The 20908-nt window shown below is 70.4% G+C and carries 20 protein-coding genes; 6 read left to right on the top strand and 14 right to left on the bottom strand.

The window, feature by feature from the left end; genetic code table 11:
* Window positions 1-7: 7 nt before the first annotated feature.
* The 3 genes from FVE89_RS23295 to FVE89_RS23285 all read right to left on the bottom strand — a co-directional run bounded on the left by FVE89_RS23295 (window position 8) and on the right by FVE89_RS23285 (window position 3917).
* On the bottom strand, window positions 8-982 hold the full coding sequence (locus tag FVE89_RS23295; protein WP_160536644.1) for an ABC transporter permease: 975 nt from the start codon (window positions 980-982) through the stop codon (window positions 8-10).
* Complete coding sequence (locus FVE89_RS23290; RefSeq protein WP_160536643.1) at window positions 979-1920, bottom strand: ABC transporter permease; 942 nt, start codon at window positions 1918-1920, stop codon at window positions 979-981. Before FVE89_RS23290 ends, FVE89_RS23295 begins: the two co-directional genes overlap by 4 nt.
* A 410-nt stretch (window positions 1921-2330) precedes the next feature.
* Entirely contained in the window at window positions 2331-3917 is a 1587-nt protein-coding gene (locus FVE89_RS23285) for an ABC transporter substrate-binding protein (protein WP_160536642.1), read from the bottom strand.
* Window positions 3918-4362: 445 nt separating this feature from the next.
* On the opposite strand from FVE89_RS23285, the gene FVE89_RS23280 reads away from it, so the two are divergent.
* The 3 genes from FVE89_RS23280 (at window position 4363) to FVE89_RS23275 (ending at window position 7776) form a co-directional block, all read left to right on the top strand.
* The gene (locus FVE89_RS23280; protein WP_160536641.1) at window positions 4363-6237 is read left to right on the top strand and encodes an ABC transporter ATP-binding protein; all 1875 of its coding nucleotides are present in this window, start codon (window positions 4363-4365) and stop codon (window positions 6235-6237) included.
* 374 nt (window positions 6238-6611) lie between these two features.
* Window positions 6612-6734: a hypothetical protein gene (locus tag FVE89_RS31585; protein ID WP_281409008.1), complete on the top strand. Its 123-nt coding sequence runs from the start codon at window positions 6612-6614 to the stop codon at window positions 6732-6734.
* A 4-nt stretch (window positions 6735-6738) separates the two neighbouring features.
* Window positions 6739-7776 carry a methyltransferase domain-containing protein gene (locus FVE89_RS23275; RefSeq protein WP_160536640.1) on the top strand — a complete coding sequence of 346 codons (1038 nt, stop codon included), beginning with the start codon at window positions 6739-6741 and terminating at the stop codon, window positions 7774-7776.
* A 199-nt stretch (window positions 7777-7975) separates the two neighbouring features.
* Here FVE89_RS23275 and FVE89_RS23270 read toward each other — a convergent pair whose 3' ends face one another.
* The 5 genes from FVE89_RS23270 to FVE89_RS23250 all read right to left on the bottom strand — a co-directional run bounded on the left by FVE89_RS23270 (window position 7976) and on the right by FVE89_RS23250 (window position 12484).
* On the bottom strand, window positions 7976-9310 hold the full coding sequence (locus tag FVE89_RS23270; protein WP_160536639.1) for an LLM class flavin-dependent oxidoreductase: 1335 nt from the start codon (window positions 9308-9310) through the stop codon (window positions 7976-7978).
* 254 nt (window positions 9311-9564) lie between these two features.
* A complete protein-coding gene (locus FVE89_RS23265; RefSeq protein WP_160536638.1) occupies window positions 9565-9975 on the bottom strand; it encodes a response regulator in 411 nt (136 codons plus the stop codon).
* Between the two features lie 49 nt (window positions 9976-10024).
* Window positions 10025-10486, bottom strand: coding sequence for a hypothetical protein (locus tag FVE89_RS23260; RefSeq protein WP_210254067.1), 462 nt, complete (start codon window positions 10484-10486; stop codon window positions 10025-10027).
* A gap of 18 nt (window positions 10487-10504) precedes the next feature.
* Window positions 10505-11002: a hypothetical protein gene (locus FVE89_RS23255; protein WP_160536636.1), complete on the bottom strand. Its 498-nt coding sequence runs from the start codon at window positions 11000-11002 to the stop codon at window positions 10505-10507.
* Window positions 11003-11032: 30 nt separating this feature from the next.
* Window positions 11033-12484 (bottom strand): chromosome partitioning protein ParA, encoded by a 1452-nt coding sequence (locus FVE89_RS23250; protein ID WP_246731143.1) that lies wholly within the window; start codon window positions 12482-12484, stop codon window positions 11033-11035.
* A 566-nt stretch (window positions 12485-13050) separates the two neighbouring features.
* Between FVE89_RS23250 and FVE89_RS23245 the strand changes: the two genes are divergently transcribed.
* Complete coding sequence (locus tag FVE89_RS23245; RefSeq protein ID WP_160536634.1) at window positions 13051-13707, top strand: peptidase inhibitor family I36 protein; 657 nt, start codon at window positions 13051-13053, stop codon at window positions 13705-13707.
* A 52-nt stretch (window positions 13708-13759) separates the two neighbouring features.
* Here FVE89_RS23245 and FVE89_RS23240 read toward each other — a convergent pair whose 3' ends face one another.
* Window positions 13760-14050: a hypothetical protein gene (locus FVE89_RS23240; RefSeq protein WP_342389730.1), complete on the bottom strand. Its 291-nt coding sequence runs from the start codon at window positions 14048-14050 to the stop codon at window positions 13760-13762.
* A 414-nt stretch (window positions 14051-14464) separates the two neighbouring features.
* On the opposite strand from FVE89_RS23240, the gene FVE89_RS23235 reads away from it, so the two are divergent.
* Window positions 14465-14677 (top strand): hypothetical protein, encoded by a 213-nt coding sequence (locus FVE89_RS23235; RefSeq protein WP_160536633.1) that lies wholly within the window; start codon window positions 14465-14467, stop codon window positions 14675-14677.
* 42 nt (window positions 14678-14719) lie between these two features.
* Here the strand turns inward: FVE89_RS23235 and FVE89_RS23230 are convergent, their stop codons facing one another.
* Window positions 14720-15166, bottom strand: a complete 447-nt coding sequence (locus FVE89_RS23230) for a response regulator (protein ID WP_160536632.1) — start codon at window positions 15164-15166, stop codon at window positions 14720-14722.
* Window positions 15167-15393: 227 nt separating this feature from the next.
* On the opposite strand from FVE89_RS23230, the gene FVE89_RS23225 reads away from it, so the two are divergent.
* A complete protein-coding gene (locus tag FVE89_RS23225; RefSeq protein ID WP_160536631.1) occupies window positions 15394-16107 on the top strand; it encodes a hypothetical protein in 714 nt (237 codons plus the stop codon).
* A 43-nt stretch (window positions 16108-16150) separates the two neighbouring features.
* Here FVE89_RS23225 and FVE89_RS23220 read toward each other — a convergent pair whose 3' ends face one another.
* The 4 genes from FVE89_RS23220 to paoA all read right to left on the bottom strand — a co-directional run bounded on the left by FVE89_RS23220 (window position 16151) and on the right by paoA (window position 20799).
* Complete coding sequence (locus tag FVE89_RS23220) at window positions 16151-16534, bottom strand: hypothetical protein (protein ID WP_160536630.1); 384 nt, start codon at window positions 16532-16534, stop codon at window positions 16151-16153.
* A gap of 534 nt (window positions 16535-17068) precedes the next feature.
* Window positions 17069-19288 carry an aldehyde oxidoreductase molybdenum-binding subunit PaoC gene (paoC, locus tag FVE89_RS23215; RefSeq protein ID WP_160536629.1) on the bottom strand — a complete coding sequence of 740 codons (2220 nt, stop codon included), beginning with the start codon at window positions 19286-19288 and terminating at the stop codon, window positions 17069-17071.
* 3 nt (window positions 19289-19291) lie between these two features.
* The gene (locus tag FVE89_RS23210) at window positions 19292-20242 is read right to left on the bottom strand and encodes a xanthine dehydrogenase family protein subunit M (protein WP_160536628.1); all 951 of its coding nucleotides are present in this window, start codon (window positions 20240-20242) and stop codon (window positions 19292-19294) included.
* Window positions 20239-20799, bottom strand: coding sequence for an aldehyde dehydrogenase iron-sulfur subunit PaoA (gene paoA, locus FVE89_RS23205; protein ID WP_160536627.1), 561 nt, complete (start codon window positions 20797-20799; stop codon window positions 20239-20241). Before paoA ends, FVE89_RS23210 begins: the two co-directional genes overlap by 4 nt.
* Window positions 20800-20908: the final 109 nt, after the last annotated feature.

The raw sequence follows: 20908 nt of genomic DNA, 5'->3' as shown, positions 1-20908 counted from the left end.
CTCCTCATCAGACGTCTTTCGCCATGCGGGGGTCGAGGGCGTCGCGCAGGCCGTCGCCGACGAGGTTCACGGCGAGCACCGTCATCGAGAGGAAGATGGCCGGGAACAGGATGATGTAGAACTTCACCTGCCAGAGCGCCCGGCCCTCGGCCATGATGTTGCCCCAGGAGGGGGTGGCCGGCGGCACGCCCGCGCCGATGAACGACAGGATCGCCTCGGTGATCATCGCGGAGGCGCAGATATAGGTCGCCTGCACGGTCATGGGCGCCAGCGTGTTGGGCAGGATGTGGCGCCAGATGATCGCCGGCATCCGGGTGCCCGTGGTCACGGCCGCCTCGACATAGGGCTGCTCGCGCAGGGACAGCACCACGCCGCGCACGAGGCGGGCGACGCGGGGGATCTCCGCGATGGTGATGGCGATGATCACGTTCTGGATCGAGCCGCGGGTCAGCGCCATCAGCGCGATGGCGAGCAGGATCGGCGGGATCGACATCATGCCGTCGACGATCCGCATGACCACGCCGTCGAGCCAGCGCACCATGCCGGAGATGAGCCCGACCGCGAGCCCGGCGATCGAGGCGAGGAACGCCACCGAGAAGCCGACCAGCAGCGAGACCCGGGCGCCGTAGACCACCCGCGAATAGACGTCGCGGCCGAGCATGTCGGTGCCGAACCAGTACTGCGCGGAGGGCAGCCGGGTGCGCTTGGCCGGCGCCAGGGCGGTCGGATCGACCGTGCCGAGCCACGGCGCCAGCACGGCCATCAGGAACACGATGAGCAGCAGCACGCCGCCGACCACGATGGTCGGGTTGCGGCGGGTGTAGGACCAGACCTTGCCCCGGCGCTTGCGGGCCGGGATGACGTCCGGCAGCGGCGCCGCGACCGCGAGGCCGGGCGGCGGCGGTACCTTGGGGGAGGCCCCTTCGGGCGGGAGGCCCGCCGGCGGGGCGTGATCGGAGAAGGGCGCGACGGTCGCGGTCAATAGCGGATCCTCGGGTCGAGCACGGTGTAGAAGAGGTCGATGGCGAGGTTCACGAGCACGTAGACGAAGCTGAACAGCAGCACGACGCCCTGGATGACCGGGTAATCGCGCCGCAGGATCGCATCGACCGTGAGGCGCCCGAGGCCGGGAATGGCGAAGACCGTCTCGGTCACCACGGCGCCGCCGATCAGCAGGGCGATGCCGATGCCGATGACGGTGACGATCGGCACCGCGGCGTTCTTGAGGGCGTGGATGAACAGGACCGGCCCCTGCGCCAGCCCCTTGGCCCGGGCGGTGCGCACGTAATCCTGGCTCAGCACGTCGAGCATGGTGGCCCGGGTCACCCGGGCGATCAGCGCGATGTAGACGAGGCCGAGCGTCACCGCCGGCAGGATCAGGTTGGACAGCCAGGGCCAGAGCCCCTGCTCGATCGGCGTGTAGCCCTGCACGGGCAGCCAGCCGAGCTGGAGCGCGAAGACGTAGGCGAGCACGTAGCCGACCACGAAGACCGGCACCGAGAAGCCCGTCACGGCGAGCCCCATCACGAGGCGGTCGATCAGGCTGCCGGCCTTCCAGGCGGCGACGACGCCGAGCGGCACCGCCACCGCGATGGCGAAGACCAGGGTGACGAGCATCAGCGAGACGGTGGGCTGCACCCGCTGGCCGATCATGGTGGTGACCGGCAGGTTGGTGAAGATCGAGGTGCCGAGGTCTCCGTGCAGGATGTGCCAGGACCATTCCCCGAACCGCACCAGGAAGGGCCGGTCGAGGCCGAGCGTGGCGCGGATGCGGGCGACGTCGTCGGGCGTCGCCTGATCGCCCGCGATGATGGCGGCCGGGTCGCCGGGGGCGAAGTAGAGGAGGCTGAAGACGAACAGCCCGACCACCGCCATGACCGGGATGGTGGCGAGGATGCGCCTGCCGATATAGCCGAGCATGAATCCTCGCTATCGGGTGGCCGGGAGGGCGCGGCGGGCGCCGCTGCGCCCCTTCCCTCCGCTGCGCATGATGACGCTTACAAAGCTCCCTCGAACACAGAGCGCGGCGCCCCCCTCTCCCCGCGTGCGGGGAGAGGCCCGCACGGACCTCGTCGTCCGTGCGGGAAGCGGAGGCGCAGCCGGAGCGGCGGTGAGGGGGCGATTCCGGAAGAGTCTCATCCTGATAAGCCCCCTCACCTTCGGCTGCCGCCTCGCTCCGGCGACGACAGGGTCGCCGGAGCCCTCTCCCCGCAAGCGGGGCGAGGGGGGTGAACCGCGATCGTTGTTGGTGCGACGGGTGACCCGTAAGGTCTCGAACCCGCAGAGGGGGGAGGGAAGGCGCGCGTCCGTCGCCATGACCACCCGCCCCCTCATGCCTTCGACACGCCCCAGGTGAAGGGGATCGGCCCCTTCACGATGCCCGAGACATTCTTCCGCCACGCCTGGTAGCCGAGGAAGAACCCGGTCGGGACGTAGACCACGCCCTCGCAGGCGGCGGCGTTGACCTTGTCGATGGCGGCCTTCTCGGAGGCCGGGTCGGCGGCGTCGAACCACTCGGCGATCCCCGCCTCCACGGGCGGGACGTTGGGCCAGCCGAACCAGGCCTTGTCGCCGTTGGCGCGCACCGCCGGGTAGCCCGCCGGGTTGATGGTGTCGGCGCCCGCATGCCACGTGTGGAACATGTTCCAGCCGCCTTGGGCCGGCGGCGCCTTCGAGGCGCGGCGGGTGCCGGTGGTGCCCCAGTCGGTGGCGACGAAATCGACGTTGAAGCCCATCTGCTTCAGGAGGTCGGCGGTGATGTCGCCCTGCGCCTTGGTGATCGGCTGGTCCTGCGCCACCACGCAGATGACGGGCTCGCCCTTGTAGCCGGCTTCCTTGAGCAGCTTCTGCCCGAGCTTGATGTCGCCCTTGCCGACCTGGCCCCCGCCCGCCTCGCTGTAGAGCGCCGTGCCCGGGGTGAAGAAGCCCGGTAGTTTCTTCCAGAGGCTGTCGTCGTCGCCGACGATCGCCCGCATGTAATCCTCCTGGCTCATGGCGGCCATGACGGCCTGGCGGATCTTCGGGTTGTCGAAGGGCGGATACAGGTGGTTCATCCGGAACGACCCGATATTGCCCAGCGGATCGGCGATATCGACGGTGATGCTGCTGTTCTTGCGCAGGAGCGGCACGAGGTCGGAGATCGGGTTCTCCCACCAATCGACCTCGCCGTTCTGCAGGGCCGCCGAGGCGGTGGCGGCGTCCGGCATGATCACCCACTCGACCCGGTCGACGAGGATGCGCTTGCCCCCGGCGAGCCAGGAATTCGGCTCCTCGCGGGGCTTGTAGCCGGCGAATTTCTCGAACACCGCCCGGGCGCCCGGCACCCACTCGTTGCGGACGAACGTCATCGGCCCGGAGCCGACATACTCGGTGATCTGCGTGAACGGGTCGGTCTTGGCGATCCGCTCCGGCATGATCAGCGCCATCGGGGCGTTGGTCTTGCCGAGCGCGTAGAGCAGCTTCGGGAAGGGCTTCTTGAGGCGCCAGCGGAAGGTCCGGTCGTCGGCCGCCGCCAGCTCGTCCTGGACGCCGCGGATCATGAGGCCGATCGGGTCCCGGGCCATCCAGCGGGTGAGGCTCGCCACCACGTCCCTGGACAGGACCGGCGCGCCGTCGTGCCACGTGAGGCCGGGGCGCAGCCGGAAGGTCCAGGTCAGCTTGTCATCCGAGACCTCCTCGGACTCGACCATCTGGCGCTGCGGCTTCAGCTGCTCATCGACGCCGTACAGCATGTCCCACACGAGGGTGCCGGCGTTGCGCACCACGTATTGGGTGCCCCAGATCGGATCGAAATTGGCGAGGTTCGCCTGAGGGACGAAGCGCAGCACCTTGGCGCCCTGGGCGAGGGCCGGCCTCGCGACCTGCGGTGCGGCCAGACCGAGCGCAGCCGAGCCCTTGAGGAAGGTCCTGCGGTCCATCGTGATCTCCCTGGCGGTGCGGATCTCAGGCACTGATCGCCGGCCCACACCTTGTGGGCGAGTTTGAACAATTCTTAGGCAGGGGCGCAATGGCCCGGCGTGACAACGGGAACGGGACGCGCGCCCGCGCGGCCGCCGGATCGGCGGCGGGCAGGGTGCGACGGAGGGTGGGCGGTACGGTCATCGCGGTCACGGACGGCATCTCGCAAACCCCGCGCCATCCGCATCGATATTGCGTACTGTATTCAAGATGACGGATTGATCGGCCCCGCGCGATGGGGCGTCCAGACGGGGCGATTATGCAGGCGAGCGGCCTTCGCTGGCGCCGATACGAGAGCCGGAGCGCCCGCCTGCAGCCAGGATGGACCGTCCTGTGCTTGTGACCCGCCCCTCGCTTACGGGGCGCGACGCCCTACGCTTTCGTGACTGCTCCGGGAGACAGGCCATGACGGACCCGATCCTCACCGTCCGCGACCTCACGGTCTCCTTCCGCTCGGACGGGCGCTGGCGGGAGGTCGTGCACGGCGTCTCCTTCGCGGTCGCCCCCCGCGAGACCGTGGCGCTCGTCGGCGAATCCGGGTCGGGCAAGAGCGTCAGCGCCCTGTCGGTCCTGCGCCTCCTGCCCCGGGACGCGAGCCGCATCGGCGGGAGCGTGCGCTTCGAAGGCCGCGAGCTGCTGACCGCCTCCGAGGCCGAGATGCGGCGGGTGCGCGGCGATTCCATCGCCATGATCTTCCAGGAGCCGATGACCTCCCTGAACCCGGTGCTGACCATCGGCTTCCAGATCGCCGAGGCGCTGATCCGGCACCGGGGCCTGTCGCGCGCCGCCGCCGAGGCGGAGGCGCTGCGCCTCCTCGACACGGTGCGGATCCCGGCGGCCCGCGCGCGGCTGCACGACTACCCGCACCGCTTCTCGGGCGGCATGCGTCAGCGGGTGATGATCGCCATGGCGCTGGCCTGCCGGCCCAAGCTCCTGATCGCCGACGAGCCGACCACCGCCCTCGACGTGACCATCCAGGCCCAGATCCTCGACCTCATCAAGAGCCTCCAGGACGAGACGGGGATGTCGGTCCTGTTCATCACCCACGACATGGGCGTGGTGGCCGAGATCGCCGACCGGACGGTGGTGATGGTCAAGGGCCGTGCCGTCGAGGCCGGCCCCACCGCGCGGATCTTCTCCGAGCCCGCCGAGCCCTATACGCGGGCGCTGCTCGCCGCCGTCCCCCGGCTCGGCACCATGGCGGGCCACGCCCGGCCGATGCGCTTCCCCGTGATCGACCGGGCCACCGGCGTGGCGGCGGCACCGCTCGACGAGCGCGCCCCCCTGCCCGACACCGTCAAGGCCGCCGAGCGCCCCCTGCTGGAGGTGCGCGACCTGACCACCCGGTTCGAGATCCGCTCGGGCCTGTTCGGCCGCGTGACCGGCCGGTGTCACGCGGTGGAGCGGGTCTCGTTCAGCCTCGCGGCCGGCGAGACCCTGGCGCTGGTGGGCGAATCCGGCTGCGGCAAGTCCACCACCGGCCGCTCGATCCTGCGGCTCGTCGAGCCCCTGTCGGGCTCGGTCGTCCTCGACGGCGAGGACATCACGGGCCTCGACGCCCGCGCCCTGCGCACCCGCCGCCGCCGGATGCAGATGATATTCCAGGATCCGTTCGCGAGCCTCGATCCGCGCATGAGCGTGGGCGCCGCGGTGGCCGAGCCGCTGCTGATCAACCGCCTCGCCTCGCGCGCGGAGGCCCTGCGCCGCGCCGCGGATCTGCTCGCCCGGGTCGGGCTCACCCCCGACATGGCGACGCGCTTCCCGCACGAATTCTCCGGCGGCCAGCGCCAGCGTATCGCCATCGCCCGGGCACTCGCCCTGAACCCAAGGCTGATCGTCGCCGATGAGGCGGTCTCGGCGCTCGACGTCTCGGTCAAGGCGCAGGTCGTGAACCTGATGCTCGACCTGCAGGCCGAGCTGGGGCTCGCCTACCTGTTCATCTCGCACGACATGGCGGTGGTGGAGCGGGTGAGCCACCGGGTCGCCGTGATGTATCTCGGCGAGATCGTGGAGATCGGCCCGCGGGACGCCGTGTTCGGGAACCCGCAGCACCCCTACACGAAGAAGCTGCTGGCCGCCGTCCCGGTCCCTGATCCGGCCCGGCGCCGGGCGCGGCACGCCCTGCCGGACGACGAGATCCGCAGCCCGATCCGGTCCCCGGACTACGAGCCGCCGGAACGTCTGTACCGGGAGGTCTCGCCCGGTCACTGCGTGCAGGATTGGGACGCCACGTGGCCTGTCACGCGGGCTGACGCCGGGTCCGGCGTGGTGGCCGCCTGACGGCAGCGATGGCCTGAACGCAGGGGTCCCGCACCCGGCCTGGTTGGTTGCACCGGAGCCCGCTCCCTGCCGGGCGAATCGCGCTGCCGCATCCAGGAAGAAACCTCAGCGTTGGCGAAACAATCACACATTGTCAAAGTGAAATCGTATAAACTTCTGCGGTAACAGCTTTCCGTTCGAAAATGATGTGTTTCTGATGTCAAGACATGTTCTAGGAGTTGTTATCCAGCAGAATAAATAAGTTTTTGCGTTGTTTATTGTGAGCAATTATCTTTTCGTTCACTCGCGAAATCGTGGATGGTCAGTCATGAGCACTGGCCGTAGGGCGGGATATCCCCTATGTAAGAGCAAAAATGATTACAGGATCGGATCGGATGATGGTGGTTGATGAGCCGGTGCGGCTCAGCGGATCGTGCGGCGTGGGCCGGTGCAACCTCAACGCGCTCGGCTTGGCGCTCCCGCGCAGGCAGAACGCCACCGTGATGATCGGCGGTTGACCCGATGCGGCGCCTGCATTTCGACGCCCTGAAACCCATCTGCCCGACCTGCCGCCGCGATGCCCTGGTGCTGGAGCCGGGCGCGCAGGCGACGAGCAACGCGGTCGTGTCCGGGGTCCTGCGCTGCCTCGATCCGGATTGCGGCGAGCGCTTCCCGATCATCGCGGGGGTCCCGATCCTGGTCCCGGACGTCCGCGGCTGGCTGTCGGCGAATCTTCCGCTCGTCCTGGCGGGCGATGTCGAGGATGCCGCGGTGGAGGCGGTGATCAGCGCGGCGGTCGGGCCGGACTCGGCCCACAACATCACCCGCGCGCAGCAATCGCGATATGCCCACGATCATTACGGCGATCTGTTCGAGGGCGAGCCGGACGGTGCGGAGCCGCCGCCCGGCCACGCCCGGCACTGCCTGGCGGAGGTCCTGAGGCACCTCGGCATTGGGCGCGGCCCGAGGCTCGATCTCGGCTGCGCTGCCGGCCGGACCAGCTTCGACCTCGCGGCCAGCCACGACGCGCCCGTGCTCGGCGTGGACCTGAACTGGCCCCTGCTGCGGATCGGCCGGGGCATCCTCGATCGGGGCCTGCTGCGTTACCCGCTCCGGCACGGTGGCGACGCCTATGAGCGCCGGGAGACCTACCACTTCCCGCCCGAGGCCGATCGGGTGGATTTCTGGATCGCCGACGCCCAGGCCCTTCCCTTCGCGGAGAATACGTTCCGCCTCGTCGTCGCGCTGAACGTGCTCGACTGCGTGCCAGACCCGGCGCGGCTCGTCGCCGAGGTCAGCCGGGTCACGCGGCCGGGTGGCGACGTCGCCTTCGCGACGTCCCTCGACCGGGCTCCTCAAGCCACCTTGCCGTTCGCGTCGCTCGAGGGCCCCGATGCCCTGGCGACGATGATCGCCGCGGCCAACCACGACACCGTGGGCGCCAAGCCTCTGCGGCCGACGGGACCGCCCCGCGACCTCGCCTGGTCCGTCGACCCGCAGGACGCGGGCGCGATCGCCTATCGGTCCAGGCTGATGACGATGACAACCGCGGCGGATTGAGCGCGGCGGACGCGAACAGGCCGGGCCGCATCTCGGCGGTGGGGCTGGAGAGCGTCTGGAAAGGCAGCCCGCCGGCAGAGTCGCGGCCCACGGGCGCGCGGCGTAGCGGGCGGCCTTGTCCGAGAGGAGCTACGGCTTGATGCCGGCGGCCGCCGCCAGGAATTGCTGCCGGCCCCTCCGGCGAGAAGGCATCGCCCGATCACCCCAGACGCTGGATCTGACCGGCCGGCGGCCGCGTGCCGAGATGGCCGCGCAGGGTCCGCCCCTCGTAGTCGGTGCGGACCAGACCGCGGCGGCGCAGTTCCGGCAGCACCAGCTCGATGAAGTCGTCGAGGCCCCCGGGCAGGGTCGCCGGCATGATGTTGAAGCCGTCGGCCCCCTGCGCCCGGAAGCGTTCCTCCATCTCGTCCACGATCTGGGCGGGGGTCCCGACGATCTGCGAATGGCCGCGCGCGCCCGCGATCCGCAGGTAGAGCTGGCGCAGGGTCAGCCCCTCCCGGCGGGCGAGGTCGAACATCAGCTGCTGGCGCGACTTGGCGCCGTTGGCCTCGGGCAGTTCCGGCACCGGCCCGTCCGGATCGTAGCCGGAGAGGTCGAACCCGCCGATCATCCGCTCCAGCAGGGCGAGGCCGACGACGGGATCGATCAGGTCCTGAAGCGCCTCGAACTTCGCCCGCGCCTCCGCCTCGCTGCGCCCGACCACGGGGAACAGGCCCGGCATCACCTTCAGGTCGTCGCGCTCACGTCCGAAGCGACCCATCCGGTCCTTGAGGTCGCCGTAGAACTCGGTCGCCTCCTCCAGGGTCTGGTTGGCGGTGAACACGATCTCGGCGGTGCGCGCCGCGAGGTCCCTGCCGGGACCCGACGCCCCGGCCTGCACCAGAACCGGCTGCCCCTGGGGCGTGCGCGAGATGTTGAGCGGCCCCCGCACCGTGAAATGCTTGCCGCGGTGGTTCAGGGGGCGGAAGCCGTCGGGCTTCGAGAACTGGCCGCTCGCCTTGTCGATGATCACCGCTCCGTCGTCCCAGGTGTTCCACAGGCCGAGGACGACGTCGACGAACTCCTCCGCCCGCTCGTAGCGGTCCCCATGCTGCGCGATCCGGTCGCCGCCGAAATTGGCGGCCTCCGCGTCGGTGGTCGAGGTCACGAGGTTCCAGCCGGCGCGGCCGCCGCTGAGATGATCCAGGGAGGCGAAGCGGCGGGCGACGTTGTAGGGCTCGTTGAAGCTCGTCGAGGTGGTCGCCACCAGCCCGATCCGGCTGGTCACCGCCGCCAGCGCCGAGAGCAGCGTCACCGGCTCGAAATGAGTCGAGCGCGCCGTCCGCTCGCTGGAGCGCAGGTTGCTGTCGCGGATGCCGGTCCCGTCCTCCAGGAACACGAGATCGAACTTCGCCGCCTCGGCCTTCCGCGCCCAGCCGACGTAGCGCTCGAGGACGAGGCCGCCATCCGCCTCGCTGGAGGGATGGCGCCAGCCGGCCACATGGTGCCCGGTGGCGTAGAAGAAGGCGCCGAGGCGCAGCGTGTCGTGTCGCATGAACCGATAGACTCGTGGCGATGCGGGCGGGACGTCGATCCGCCACTGTGAATCAGGCCGGTGGGCGGGATGCAACCGCGACCCGGATCCGGACCCGCAAATGAGATGCGTCTTCTCCCGATTGCCTCCGGACGGAGGGTGATGATGCGGCGGGCGAAGGCCGCGCCGGGCCGATCCGCACGCGAGCCCGGCCACCGGCCCGACACGATCCGCGGGCGGAGACGGGCATCGCGGCAACCCGGTCGGCCCGGGCCCTACTGACGCAGCGGCTCCGGCTTCTGCCCATCCGGGAGGATCTCCCGCAGGTGATCGTGCACCATGTCGGCGGTGAAGGGTTTGCCGATGAAGCGGGCGCCCTCGGGCATGTCGCCCGGCCCCGGCTGCACCTGCCCGGACGCCACCACGATGGCGATGTGCGGCCAGCGGCTGGCGGTCTCGCGCGCCACCGCGAAACCGTTCCGCGAGCCCGGCATCTGCACGTCGGTGAACAGCAGCACGATCGCGGCGTGTTCCCGGCCGAGCAGCGCCATGGCCTTGTCGCCGTCGCTGGCCTCGAAGGTGCGGAATCCGGCCTCCGCCAGGATGTCCATCGCGTCCATGCGGATGAAGCCGTCATCGTCGACGACGAGGGCGTAGGGTGCCGGGGCCTGGACTGATCCGCTCATCCCCCAATAAGTGCTAACCCAAGTGAAAGGTTCGGTTACGCGGCCGACGTCAGTCCTGCTCCGTGATCCCCGCGGGGTCTCCGACCCGGTCGAGCAGATCGTCCAGCCGGAACACCGACCGCTCGGCGATGAAGGCCCGGTGCTCCGCCTGGATGACCCGGAACTCGGCCTCCATGCAGCGCATGACGACGCGCTCGTAGTCCGAAGCGATCTCCGCGAGGGCGCGCTCCAGATCGGCGTTCCGCCGGTCCATCCGCGACAGGTCGGCTTCGAGCGCGCGGATCGTCGCGTCCTTGACGCTGCGCTCCTCGTAGACCTGCCGGAACAACCCGCGCGCCCGCTGCTGGATGACGGCGCGCCACCCCTGAAAGTCGCTGATCTGATCCCCGGCCTGCCGGATGAGCGCCAGGGTCAGGCGCGGATCGATCACGCGGACGGCGGCGTGCGGATCCGGCGCCAGCGGCAGCGCCTCGGCGATCATGTCGGCCTCTCTGGTCGTCGGCTGCGCCATCCGCGCATGGGACCGGGGCTACTCGGTCTCTTCGGGGGCGCTGGCCACGGGGGTGGGCTTGGCCCGATTGCCGAAGGCCTCGATCGCCGCGTCGTGCAGGCGCACGAGCCATTCCTCGGCCTCCGCGGCCCGCGCCTCCGCCAGCCGGACCCGCTCCTCGGAGCGCGCGAGGTTCTGCACGCCCGTGGCGACCTCCTGCTCCAGGCGCCGGATCTCCAGATCGGCCTGCGCGACCACCTGGGCGAGCTGCGCCTCCAGTTCGGCCGCCCGCTCCTCGCCGACCCGGATGGCTTCGCTGGCCTCCCGGATCAGGTCGACGGCCGAGGACCATTCCCGGGTGACGGCAGGGCCGCCCCCGTTCGGGCTGTCGTTGGTCGGGACGGCCCCGTTGCGGTTCTCGAGCCCCATGAAGCTGACCACCTTCTCGGGGGACGCATCCGCCTTCGCCTGCCACGCGCGCATCATCACGTTCGGGCTGCCGGTGTAGGCCGCGTCGATCGAAGCCCTATCGCTCATCGTTGGAACCCCTCACAGGACAGCATCGGATCAACCGGCCGTGCCGGGAGATGCGAACGGGTGCACGTTGCTCGGCTCGTCCCGCTCGGCATGCAGGGCCGGCCCGTGCGGCAGGCCCTCGCCCGCCCCGTCCGGCTTGCGCCAGCCGCGGCCCGAGCGCTTGAGCGCCTCGTACTGCTTCTGGAGCGTCGCCCGGGTCTCGCGGGCGATGTCGAGGGCGCCCTGCACCAGGGCCCGCTCCGAGCGCTCGTTCTGGAGATCCTCGGCGAGGCGCCGGTTGGTGGCCTCGAACTCGATCCGGGCCGCCTCCTGGCGATGGGTCAGCTGCTCGATCCGCTCGGTCAGGGCGGCGTTGCGGGCGCCCGCCTGCTCCAGGGCGGCGTCCTTGGCGGCCAGCGCCTTGGTCAGCATGTCGCAGCGCGCCTCGAGATCGCCGCGGGCGCGCTGCATCTCCACGAAGCGCTCGGTCTGCCGGGCGAGGTCCTCCTGGACGGTCTCCAGGCGCCGCTCGGCGGTGACGCGGGCGATGTTGGTCTCCTTGAAATTGCGCTCCGCGAGCCGGTGGGCCTCGTCCCGGTCGCGCAGCTGCGCCCGGGCCTGGCCGAGGAGCTGCTCGTTCGTGTCCGCCCGGTTGACGGCGGCTTCGAGCTTCATGGCGAGCGCCGAGCGCTCGGTGCGCAGGGCGGCCGTGTCGGTCTCGAACTGGGCCTCCAGGCGGACGCGATTGGCGGTCTCGGCGGCGAGCTGGCCCTCGGCGGCCCGCGCCTTCTGGCGCTCGGCCTCGACCGTGCCCTCGACGGTCCGGCACCGGGCCTCCAGCTCGTCGAGGCGCAGGGTCAGCTCCTCGTTCTGGGTCCGCAGCCGCCGGTTGTCCTGTTCGAGGGCCGCCAGCGTCTCCCGCGCCGCCAGCAGGTCGTGCTCCGTGCGCGTGAGGGCGCTGTCGGCGGCCTGGGCCTCCGTCCGCAGCGCCTTGCCCTCGGCGACCAGCGCCTTGCCCTGCTCGATCTCGGCGGCGAGGCGCCGCTCCAGATTCTCGAAGGCCAGCACGCGGTCCCGCAGCTCGATCGCCTGGGCGGCCAGGGCGGCGTCGCGGGCGTGGAGCTGCTCCTCGGCCCGGGCCACCCGCGCCGAGGCCTCGGAATACTCGTTGGTCAGGACCGAGATGCGCGCCGAGAGCTCGGCGGCCTCCAGCCGGATCGCCTTGCCGGTCTGGAATTCCTGGGCGAGCGAGGTCTCCAGCTCGGCGATGCGCATGCTCGCCCGCGGAAGCTCGTCGCTGATGCTGACGATCGGCTCCAGGATCGACACGAAGTCGTCCTGCAGCGAGCGGATATCCTCCAGCCGGTCGACCATGGCGTCGATGCGCTGCCGCAGCATCTCGTCGCGCTTGCCGATCGCGTCGAGGGAGGAATGGCTCCGATCCGGCAGGGCGGCCCGCTGGGCCGGCGCCTCGGCGTTCAGGCGCGCCCGGGCCTGCGGCATGGCCGGCTCGGTCGGCGGCCGGGATGCGATTTGGGCCTGCCCCTGAGCCGGCGGGTGCGAGTCGGATCCCCCCTCGGTCGAGGAGAGCATGTTACGGAAAGACGTCCACGCCATGAAACGAGCTCGCGCGCGCCCACAATCCGGGCGAATTAACTAGATCTTAAACCTATATCACTGTCGAGCGATATTTTGCTCTCTACTTCGCGGTTCACAGGCCGAGACTGCCGGGGACTCTGCACAGGGCTTCCGGGCGTCCGAAGGACTTCGTGCGACCGGCCCGAGCCGCGTCATCCGGCGCCGTCCGCCGGCCCGGGACGGCGCGTGTTCCACCCTGTCCCACAGGCCGGCGCCGACGGGGCATCGGGCATGCCGCACCTGCCGGAACCGGAGCCGACTCGGCCATTAACGTATCGTTAACGATTTACCCGACGTTAATAAACCAGTCCATGGCCCGATACTGAGAAGCTCTCGATCTCGGGCGCCCGGTGTAGCTTCCGGGTGACGAAAACTGAGTTCAGGGTCCAGGCCCGGTGATGGCCCCGCGGGGCAGCGCGAGGAGGGGTGAGGTGACGGCGATCGTTCTGGCGGGGCCGGCCGTCGACTCTCCGCACGAAGGCCGGCGCTCCTGCGCGCCTCAGATCGTCCTCGTCGCGGGCTGGATCGGCCTGTTCGCCTACTGCGCCGCCTATCTGACCGAGGACATGCCGTTCCGGACGCCGACGCCTCTGACCGTCGGGGAACCGCTGATCGACCAGCCGGAAGATCTGCCGCGCCGCGCCCTGGCGTTCGCGCAGCCCGGGGAACCGGCGGGCGTTCTCATCCCGGCGACAAGCCCCGCGGCCGAGACGCCGCCCGCACCGCCCCCGGCGGCCCTCGCCGCTCCGCCGGCCGGATCGGCCGCGCCATCCCGCCCGAGCGCCGATTATGTCGGGACTTATGTCGGGACCTGGGGGCCGACGGCCGAGGCCTGCGGCGCCCCGTCGCGCCGGCACGGCTACCTGCCGGCCACGATCACGTCCGAACGCGCCAGGGCCGGCGACACGCTCTGCACGTTCCGCGACACGCGCCGCTCGGGCAACGTCTGGACCATGGCGGCCGATTGCGCCGGCCAGGACCGCCGCTGGTCGTCCCATGTCCGCCTCGTCGTCGAGGGCGATCGCCTGACCTGGACGAGCGCGTGGGGCACCGCCGCCTATATCCGCTGCGGGCGCCGCGCCGGATGACACGCACCCCGGCGCCGAGCCGGGGACGGGGTGCGCAGTAATCGGGTGGTTCTCAGCCGCCGCCGTTGCCGCCGGCGCCGCCGCTGCCGATCGAGCCGACCCGGGAGGGCTGATCCTCGTTGCCGGCGGCCGCCGAGTCCGTCTCGATCCCGTCGGCCGCACGGCCGGTCGGCGAATAGGTGGCGGCGCCCGCGTCGCCCGTCGAATTGGTCTGGCGCGTGACCAGGCCGGGCGCCCCGGGGGGTATGAAAACCTGGGTGTCGGTGGGTGTCTCGACGACCTGCGCGAAGGCGGGGGTCGCCAGGGCCGCCATGAGGGCGGTGGCGAGGGTCAAGCGCGTCACTGGGATCTCCTGAGGGAGCGAATGGGCCGGGTGGATCCGGCTGCGTCGGTGAACCCGAGCCGCACGCCCGAGATCCGTAATCGGCATGCAAAGGTATGCAGAACGTGCGCTGCCACACCTCGTTTACTTTCCGAAACACGGAGACGGGATCGGGATAACAGGATCGTTACTGCATTTTACGGTGATCAGATCTGGGAAATATGTTCCGCCGCCCGGACGGGCGATCGGACCCGCCGGCCAACGCTCTCCCGGCGGAGCGCTCCCGCTTCGGGACATATCCGCCGCAGCCCCGCATACGGCCGGCTAACCGCAGCGCAGGATTCTGCCGTCCGATGCGCTCTGGCGGACGGCGCGGCCTGTTATCCGGATATCCCGCACCCAGCGGGGCGACCCACTCCGTCGAGGAGGTATCCGATGGTGGATCCGAACGCGCAGCAGCTCTCGGACGAGGAACTCGACCGTCTGGCCCGTAAGCTGTTTGCGGAGGTTCGGGCGGAAAGCCCCGAGGCGAAGGCCGGTCGAGCCCTTGAGAGCGCCGGCGCAATCGCCGGAGAGGTCATTCCCGGCCTGCCCGACTGGCTCCTGTCGGATGACGGCGACGCGGAGACGAGCGCAGGCGGCGCCTGATCGGCCTCCAACCCCCTTCGCCGGCGGGCCGGGGGAGCGGCGTCAACGCGGATCCTGCGCGCCTCCCGCCGGGCGGAGATCGGGCACGGCACCGGGCCCCTCCAGGCCCCGCGCCGTGAGCACCGCCCGCAGGGCCTTCGCCAGCCCGTCCGCGGTGAACGGCTTGCGCAGGTAACCCGCCCCCATCGGCATCTCCCCCTCGGCCGGCCAGACGAGCCCCGACACGATCAGGATCGCGCGCTCGGGCCAGCGCGCCGCCACCGCCTTGGCGAGGGAAAATCCGGTGAGCGGCGCGCCCGCGAGATCGACATCCGCCACCATGGCGACGAGTTCGGGCCGGGCGGCCAGATGCGCCTGCGCCGCCGCGACGGTGGAGGCCTCGGCCACCGCGTATCCAGCCTCCCGCAGGGCGGCGGCCGCCTCCATGAGCTGCACCGGATCGTCCTCGACCAACAGCACCGCGGGCTGCGGCGCAAACGGGTCCGCCATTGGGATCTCCAAGCGAAAGGTGCCGCATCAACGCGGCCGGACCCGGTCTGTGCCGGTTCGCGTCCGGTCACGTTGCCGTGGCGGGGTGGAGCCGGGCCGTCCGGGCGGCGAACCGGAACAGGGGATCGCGAGTTAGAGCACGTCGCGAAGCAGCCGGGCGGCAGGACGCCCGCCCGGACGCGTTGCGGAGCGGCTCCGCGGGAGCCGGATCGCCGGGGAGTATCAGCATGCGGCAGGTCAAGTTCAGGCTGAACGAGCCGGGCCTGCGCCCGCGCCGCACGCGGCTCGAGATCCCGGGCTGGGCCGGGCAGCCGGAGCCCCGGACGGACGGATCGCAGGAATATGCCTGGCACTGCATCCCCTTCTCGGAGGCCGCCAAGGCGGGGATCGAGCTGTTCTATCCCTACGAGCCCGAGCTGCGCGTCAGCACGCGGGAGGGCCGACTCGTCTTCGAAGGCGATTTCGGGCCGCCGCCCGAGCCCGGCCTCCAATGGCCGCCGTTCCGGAGCTTCGGCGAGGCCTACTACACCTACCAGATCCTCCTCGACCTGAAGGTGGAGGAGGGCTGGGCGATCCGGACCGAACCGCATCCGCGCTTCTACACCGACCGGACCGGGACCGTGCCGGTCGCGGTGCCGGCGCTCCTGCGCCACTGGTGGCCGATGATGTACTTCATGGTGTTCAAGGCCCCCGACGAGGGGCGCACCCATGTGTTCCGGCAGGGCGAGCCGTTCATGCAGATTACCGTCGTGCCGGTGGACGCGGAGTTCGAGCTCGTGCCGATGCCGGAGGACGAGGCCGCCGAGCGCGAATTGCAGTCGCGGCGCATCTACGCGAGCCGGCACACGCTGTCGGCGGATTCGCAATGGACCTCGGCGACCAACACGGTGTTCGATGGGACCTACCGGCGCATCCTGGGGGCGGCCAAGAGCCAGGGCTGACGGCAGGGCTGCGGCGGGGGCCCGGGCGCCCCCGCCGGGCTGCTCAGTACCCGTACGGGACGTAATACCCGTGATGATGGTGGTGATGGTGATGGTACCGCCGGAAATACCGGTGATGATGGTGATGGTGGTGGTAGAACGGCCGGAAGAACCGGTGATGGTGATGATGGTGGTGGTGATAGTAATATTGTGCCTGCTGGACCGTGGCATCGCTCTCTGAGGCGGCCGGCAGGGGTTCGGCCTGCGCCGCCGCGTCGGATTCCTTGAGAAGCGCCACCGCATCGGGAATCGGCTTCAGGAGGTCGGCATAGCTCTCGGCCTGCATCGCCGCCTGCAACCGGACCGGAGCCGGCATTGCGGCCTGGGCCGGATCGACGGCGGCCAGAAGGGTGACGGCCCCGACGAGGCCAGCGACTGTCTTGTCCATTGACGGGCTCCCTGGAGGAACAGCGCACCGGTCTCGCGGACCGCACGTCGTGCGCGGCCGGAAACCCGGTATCCGCCGAAAGCGTTCCGGTTCAGCGGCCACCGAACGGCTCACCACCTTCACATTCCCGGCAGAAGCGGAGGTATTGGCCGCCCTCCGGTCACGATCTGGTGGCGATCGTCTTTTATGACATGAAATTTAGTCTCTCATTCCCGGAGCCGCATTGGCGCCTTTAGCTTGCGCGGCGGGCGCGGATTTGAGCGATATCGGCATCCGTCTCGGGGCGGCTCGAGAGCCGCTTCCCGGAAACCGACCTCGCTCACCCCGTAGGACTACGAGCGACATAGGTTTGATGGATCGGTTTGATGTATCGGCGGGCTCGCGCGCGCTTGAAGGGGCCGGTCCCCTGGCCCAAGCGTTGCGATCTTCACACACCGGAAGTCGGTACCGCGCGTCCCCCTCCCCCGTTGCGGGGGAGGGAGGGCGCGTGCCCAGCGCCTGCCTCCTGCGAACCCGCGTAGGCGCCCCCCGCGATCAGGCCGCGTCCGGCATGCGGTCGATCAGCTTGTCGAGGGTGATCGGATAGTCCCGCACCCGGATGCCGGTGGCGTTGTAGACCGCGTTCGCCACCGCGGCGGCGATCCCCGAGAAGCCGAGCTCGCCCACGCCCTTCGCCTTCATCGGCGAGGACATCGGATCGACCTCGTCGAGGAAGATCACCTCCTGGTGCGGGATGTCGGCGTGGACCGGCACCTCGTAGCCGGCGAGATCGTGGTTGGCGAAGAAGCCGCGCTTGGTATCGACCGCCAGCTCCTCCATCAGGGCCGCGCCCGTGCCCATGACCATCCCGCCGATGACCTGGCTGCGGGCCGATTTCGGGTTGAGGATCCGCCCGGCCGCGCAGACCGCCAGCATCCGCCGCACCCGCACCTCGGCGGTGTCAACGTCCACGCCGACCTCGACGAAATGCGCCCCGAAGGTCGAGACCTGCTGCGTCTTGGAGAACTTGCCGAACTCGATCGTGTCCTCGGCGGCCAGCTCGCCGTCGGACGCGGCCTGGGCCAGCGGGATGGCGCGGTTGCCGGCCCGAACCTGTCCCTCCTCGAACACCGCGTCGGTGGCGTTGAAGCCGAGCTTCTGCGCGACCGCCTCCCGCAGGCGCACGCAGGCCGCGTAGACGCCGGCGGTCGAGGAATTGGCGCCGAACTGCCCCCCGGATCCGGACGAAACCGGGAAGTCCGAGTCGCCCAATCGCACCGCCACCTTGTCGAGGGGCACGCCCATCATCTCGGCCGCGGTCTGCGCGATGATCGTGTAGCTGCCGGTGCCGATGTCGGTCATGTCGGTCTCGACCGTGACCGTGCCGTCGGCGCCGAGCCGCACCCTCGCGCCCGACTTCATCACCATGTTGTCGCGGAACGCCGCCGCCATGCCGAGGCCGACGAGCCATTGCCCGTCCCGGACCTGCCCGGGTTTCGGGTTGCGCTTGGCCCAGCCGAATTTTTCCGCGCCGAGCTTGAGGCAGCCGACGAGGTCGCGCTGCGAGAAGCGCAGATCCGGCTGGGTCGGCACGACCTGCGTGTCGTTGCGGATGCGGAACTCCACCGGATCCATCCCGAGCTTTTCCGCCATCTCGTCCATGGCGATTTCGAGCACGGCCAGCCCCGGGGCCTCGCCGGGCGCCCGCATGGCGTTGCCCTCGGGCAGGTCGAGCCGGGCGAGCTTCATGGCGGTCAGGCGGTTCTGGCCCGCATAGAGGTACTTGGTCTGGTTCACCGCCGTCTCGGGATCGCCGTCCGGCAGGTTGCCGGAAACGCTCTCGTGCGCGATCGCCGTGATGGTGCCGTCCTGCGTCGCGCCGATGCGCACCCGCTGGATCGTGGCCGGCCGGTGCGTGGTGTTGTTGGCGATCAGCGGACGCGTCAGCGCCACCTTCACCGGGCGCCCGACCGCCTTGGCGGCGAGCGCCGCCAGCACCGCGTCGGCGCGCACGAACAGCTTGCCGCCGAAGCCGCCGCCGACATAGGGCGCGTCGAGCCGGACCTTGTCCTTCGGCAGGCCGAGCATCTTGGCGAGGCTGCCATGGCCCCAGCCGATCATCTGGTTGGCGGTCCAGAGCGTGACCTTGTCGCCGTCCCAGGCCGCCGTCGTGGCGTGCGGCTCCATCATGGCGTGGCTCTCGTCGGCGGTCGTGTAGGTCGCATCGAGCGTGACCGGGGCCTGCGCGAAGGCGCCCTCGAAGTCGCCGACCCGCTCCTCGCCGTTCCCGCCGCTGCCCTCGCCGCTATCGGCCGGAACGGGCTCGGCGGTCTTGGCCGCGGCGGCGAGATCGAACGCGCCGTCGTCCGGGGCGTAATCGACCGTCACCAGGAAGGAGGCCGCCCGGGCCTGCTCGAAGGTCTCGGCCACCACCACGGCGATCGCCTGATGGTAGTGCTGGATCACGTCGCCGCCGAACAGGTAGGCGACGTTCATCACGCCGCGCTCGATCCGGGGCGTGTCGAGGGTGGTGACCACGCCGATCACGCCGGGGGCCTGCCGGGCCGAGGCCGTATCGATGCTGCGCACCCGGCCCTTGGCGATGGCGGAGCCGAGCACGTAGCCGTAGGCGGCGTCCGGCGCCACGTCGTGGCGCTCATAGGCGTAGGGGGCGGTGCCGCTGGTCTTGTACTTGCCGTCGATCCGGTCGGTGGCGTGGCCCACGACCTTGAGGCGGTCGATCGGGTTCTGGCCGGCGGGGGAATCGAACTTCATGGCTCAGGCCCTCGCTTGGTTGAGCGCCGCGCCGAGGGTCCGCTCGGCGAGCTTCAGCTTGTAGGCGTTCTCGTGGGTCGGCTTGGCGTCGGCGAAGACCTTGTCGGTCACGGCCTTCGCGCCCTTGGGCAGGTCGGCCTCGGCCGCCTCCACCCGCCAGGGCTTGTGGGCGACGCCGCCGAAGGCGACGTGGCCGGAGCCGTCCTTGCGGAGGATCGCCGCCACGGAGACCAGCGCGAAGGCGTAGGACGCCCGGTCGCGGACCTTGCGGTAGATATGCGTGCCGGCCACCGGCTTGGGCAAAGTCACCGCGGTGATCAGCTCGCCGGGCTTGAGGTTCGTGTCGCGCGCAGGGTCATCGCCGGGCAGGCGGTGGAACTCGGCGATCGGGATGTTGCGCGCGGCGCCGGCGGCGTCGATCGTCTCGACCTGGGCGTCGAGCACCCGCATGGCCACCGCCATGTCGCCCGGATAGGTGGCGATGCAGGCCTCGCTGCCGCCGATCACCGCGAGCTGGCGGCTCACCCCGTCGAGCGCCGCGCAGCCGGAGCCCGGCTGGCGCTTGTTGCAGGCCTGCGCGGTGTCATAGAAATACGGGCAGCGGGTCCGCTGGAGCAGGTTGCCGGCGGTGGTCGCCTTGTTGCGCAGCTGGCCGGAGGCGCCGGCGAGGAGCGCCCGGGCGAGGACGCCGTAATCCTTGCGCACCCGCGGATGGGCCGCGAGGTCGGTGTTGCGCACCAGGGCACCGATGCGCAGGCCCCCCTCCTCGGTCGGCTCCACCGTGTCGAGGCCGAGGCCGTTCACGTCCACGAGGTGGCGCGGGGTCTCGATCTGCAGCTTCATCAGGTCGAGCAGGTTGGTGCCGCCGGCGATGAATCTCGCCTCCGGCGTGCGCGCGACGGCGGCGGCCGCCTCCGCGGGGGAGGTGGGGCGCTCGTACGTGAAGGACTTCATGCCCGCGCTCCTGCCACCTCGGTCATCGCCGCGACGATGTTGGAATAGGCGCCGCAGCGGCAGATGTTGCCGCTCATGCGCTCGCGGATCTCGGCCTCGGTGACCTGGGGCGCGGCCTCGAGGTCGGCGGTCACGTGGCTCGGGATGCCGGCCGTGATCTCCTCCAGCACGGCGACGCCCGAGCAGATCTGGCCCGGCGTGCAGTAGCCGCACTGGTAGCCGTCGTGTTTCACGAAGGCGGCCTGCATCGGGTGCAGGTGGTCCGGCTGGCCGAGTCCCTCGATCGTGGTGATTTCGGCACCCTGGTGCATGATCGCGAGCGTCAGGCAGGCGTTGATGCGCCGTCCATCGACGATCATCGTGCAGGCGCCGCACTGGCCGTGATCGCAGCCCTTCTTGGAGCCGGTCAGGTGCAGGTGCTCGCGCGCGGCGTCGAGCAGGCTGGTGCGGGTGTCGAGTTCGAGGTCGCGGCGCTGGCCGTTCACCGTGAAGGTGACCTTCACGAGGACCGGCTCGTCGGTTCGTGCAGCGGCCGCGGGTGCGGTGGCTCCCACCATCAAGCTTCTCCGGTTCGAATCAAAACTGGGCGGGCGGTGCTTCCCGGTTTCCCCGCGCGGGACGGGGACGCGGATCGACATGAATCGGCTCACCCGCGGAGAAGCATCG

Origin of the sequence: Methylobacterium sp. 2A (assembly GCF_009806555.1) — a bacterium.
Classification (GTDB): Bacteria; Pseudomonadota; Alphaproteobacteria; order Rhizobiales; family Beijerinckiaceae; genus Methylobacterium.
Note: the sequence above shows the minus strand (reverse complement) of the source record. Positions and strands in the feature narration are given on the sequence as shown.

What these genes read in the sequence shown, in the direction of transcription:
- FVE89_RS23265 (WP_160536638.1), bottom strand. Translation starts at nt 9,975, where the DNA reads ATGAGCGGATCAGTCCAGGCCCCGGCACCCTACGCCCTCGTCGTCGAC.
- FVE89_RS23225 (WP_160536631.1), top strand. Translation starts at nt 15,394, where the DNA reads ATGCGGCAGGTCAAGTTCAGGCTGAACGAGCCGGGCCTGCGCCCGCGC.
- paoC (WP_160536629.1), bottom strand. Translation starts at nt 19,288, where the DNA reads ATGAAGTTCGATTCCCCCGCCGGCCAGAACCCGATCGACCGCCTCAAG.
- FVE89_RS23260 (WP_210254067.1), bottom strand. Translation starts at nt 10,486, where the DNA reads ATGGCGCAGCCGACGACCAGAGAGGCCGACATGATCGCCGAGGCGCTG.
- FVE89_RS23250 (WP_246731143.1), bottom strand. Translation starts at nt 12,484, where the DNA reads ATGCCGCAGGCCCGGGCGCGCCTGAACGCCGAGGCGCCGGCCCAGCGG.
- FVE89_RS23255 (WP_160536636.1), bottom strand. Translation starts at nt 11,002, where the DNA reads ATGAGCGATAGGGCTTCGATCGACGCGGCCTACACCGGCAGCCCGAAC.
- FVE89_RS23275 (WP_160536640.1), top strand. Translation starts at nt 6,739, where the DNA reads ATGCGGCGCCTGCATTTCGACGCCCTGAAACCCATCTGCCCGACCTGC.
- FVE89_RS23220 (WP_160536630.1), bottom strand. Translation starts at nt 16,534, where the DNA reads ATGGACAAGACAGTCGCTGGCCTCGTCGGGGCCGTCACCCTTCTGGCC.
- FVE89_RS23290 (WP_160536643.1), bottom strand. Translation starts at nt 1,920, where the DNA reads ATGCTCGGCTATATCGGCAGGCGCATCCTCGCCACCATCCCGGTCATG.
- paoA (WP_160536627.1), bottom strand. Translation starts at nt 20,799, where the DNA reads ATGGTGGGAGCCACCGCACCCGCGGCCGCTGCACGAACCGACGAGCCG.
- FVE89_RS31585 (WP_281409008.1), top strand. Translation starts at nt 6,612, where the DNA reads ATGATGGTGGTTGATGAGCCGGTGCGGCTCAGCGGATCGTGCGGCGTG.
- FVE89_RS23285 (WP_160536642.1), bottom strand. Translation starts at nt 3,917, where the DNA reads ATGGACCGCAGGACCTTCCTCAAGGGCTCGGCTGCGCTCGGTCTGGCC.
- FVE89_RS23235 (WP_160536633.1), top strand. Translation starts at nt 14,465, where the DNA reads ATGGTGGATCCGAACGCGCAGCAGCTCTCGGACGAGGAACTCGACCGT.
- FVE89_RS23210 (WP_160536628.1), bottom strand. Translation starts at nt 20,242, where the DNA reads ATGAAGTCCTTCACGTACGAGCGCCCCACCTCCCCCGCGGAGGCGGCC.
- FVE89_RS23280 (WP_160536641.1), top strand. Translation starts at nt 4,363, where the DNA reads ATGACGGACCCGATCCTCACCGTCCGCGACCTCACGGTCTCCTTCCGC.
- FVE89_RS23270 (WP_160536639.1), bottom strand. Translation starts at nt 9,310, where the DNA reads ATGCGACACGACACGCTGCGCCTCGGCGCCTTCTTCTACGCCACCGGG.
- FVE89_RS23230 (WP_160536632.1), bottom strand. Translation starts at nt 15,166, where the DNA reads ATGGCGGACCCGTTTGCGCCGCAGCCCGCGGTGCTGTTGGTCGAGGAC.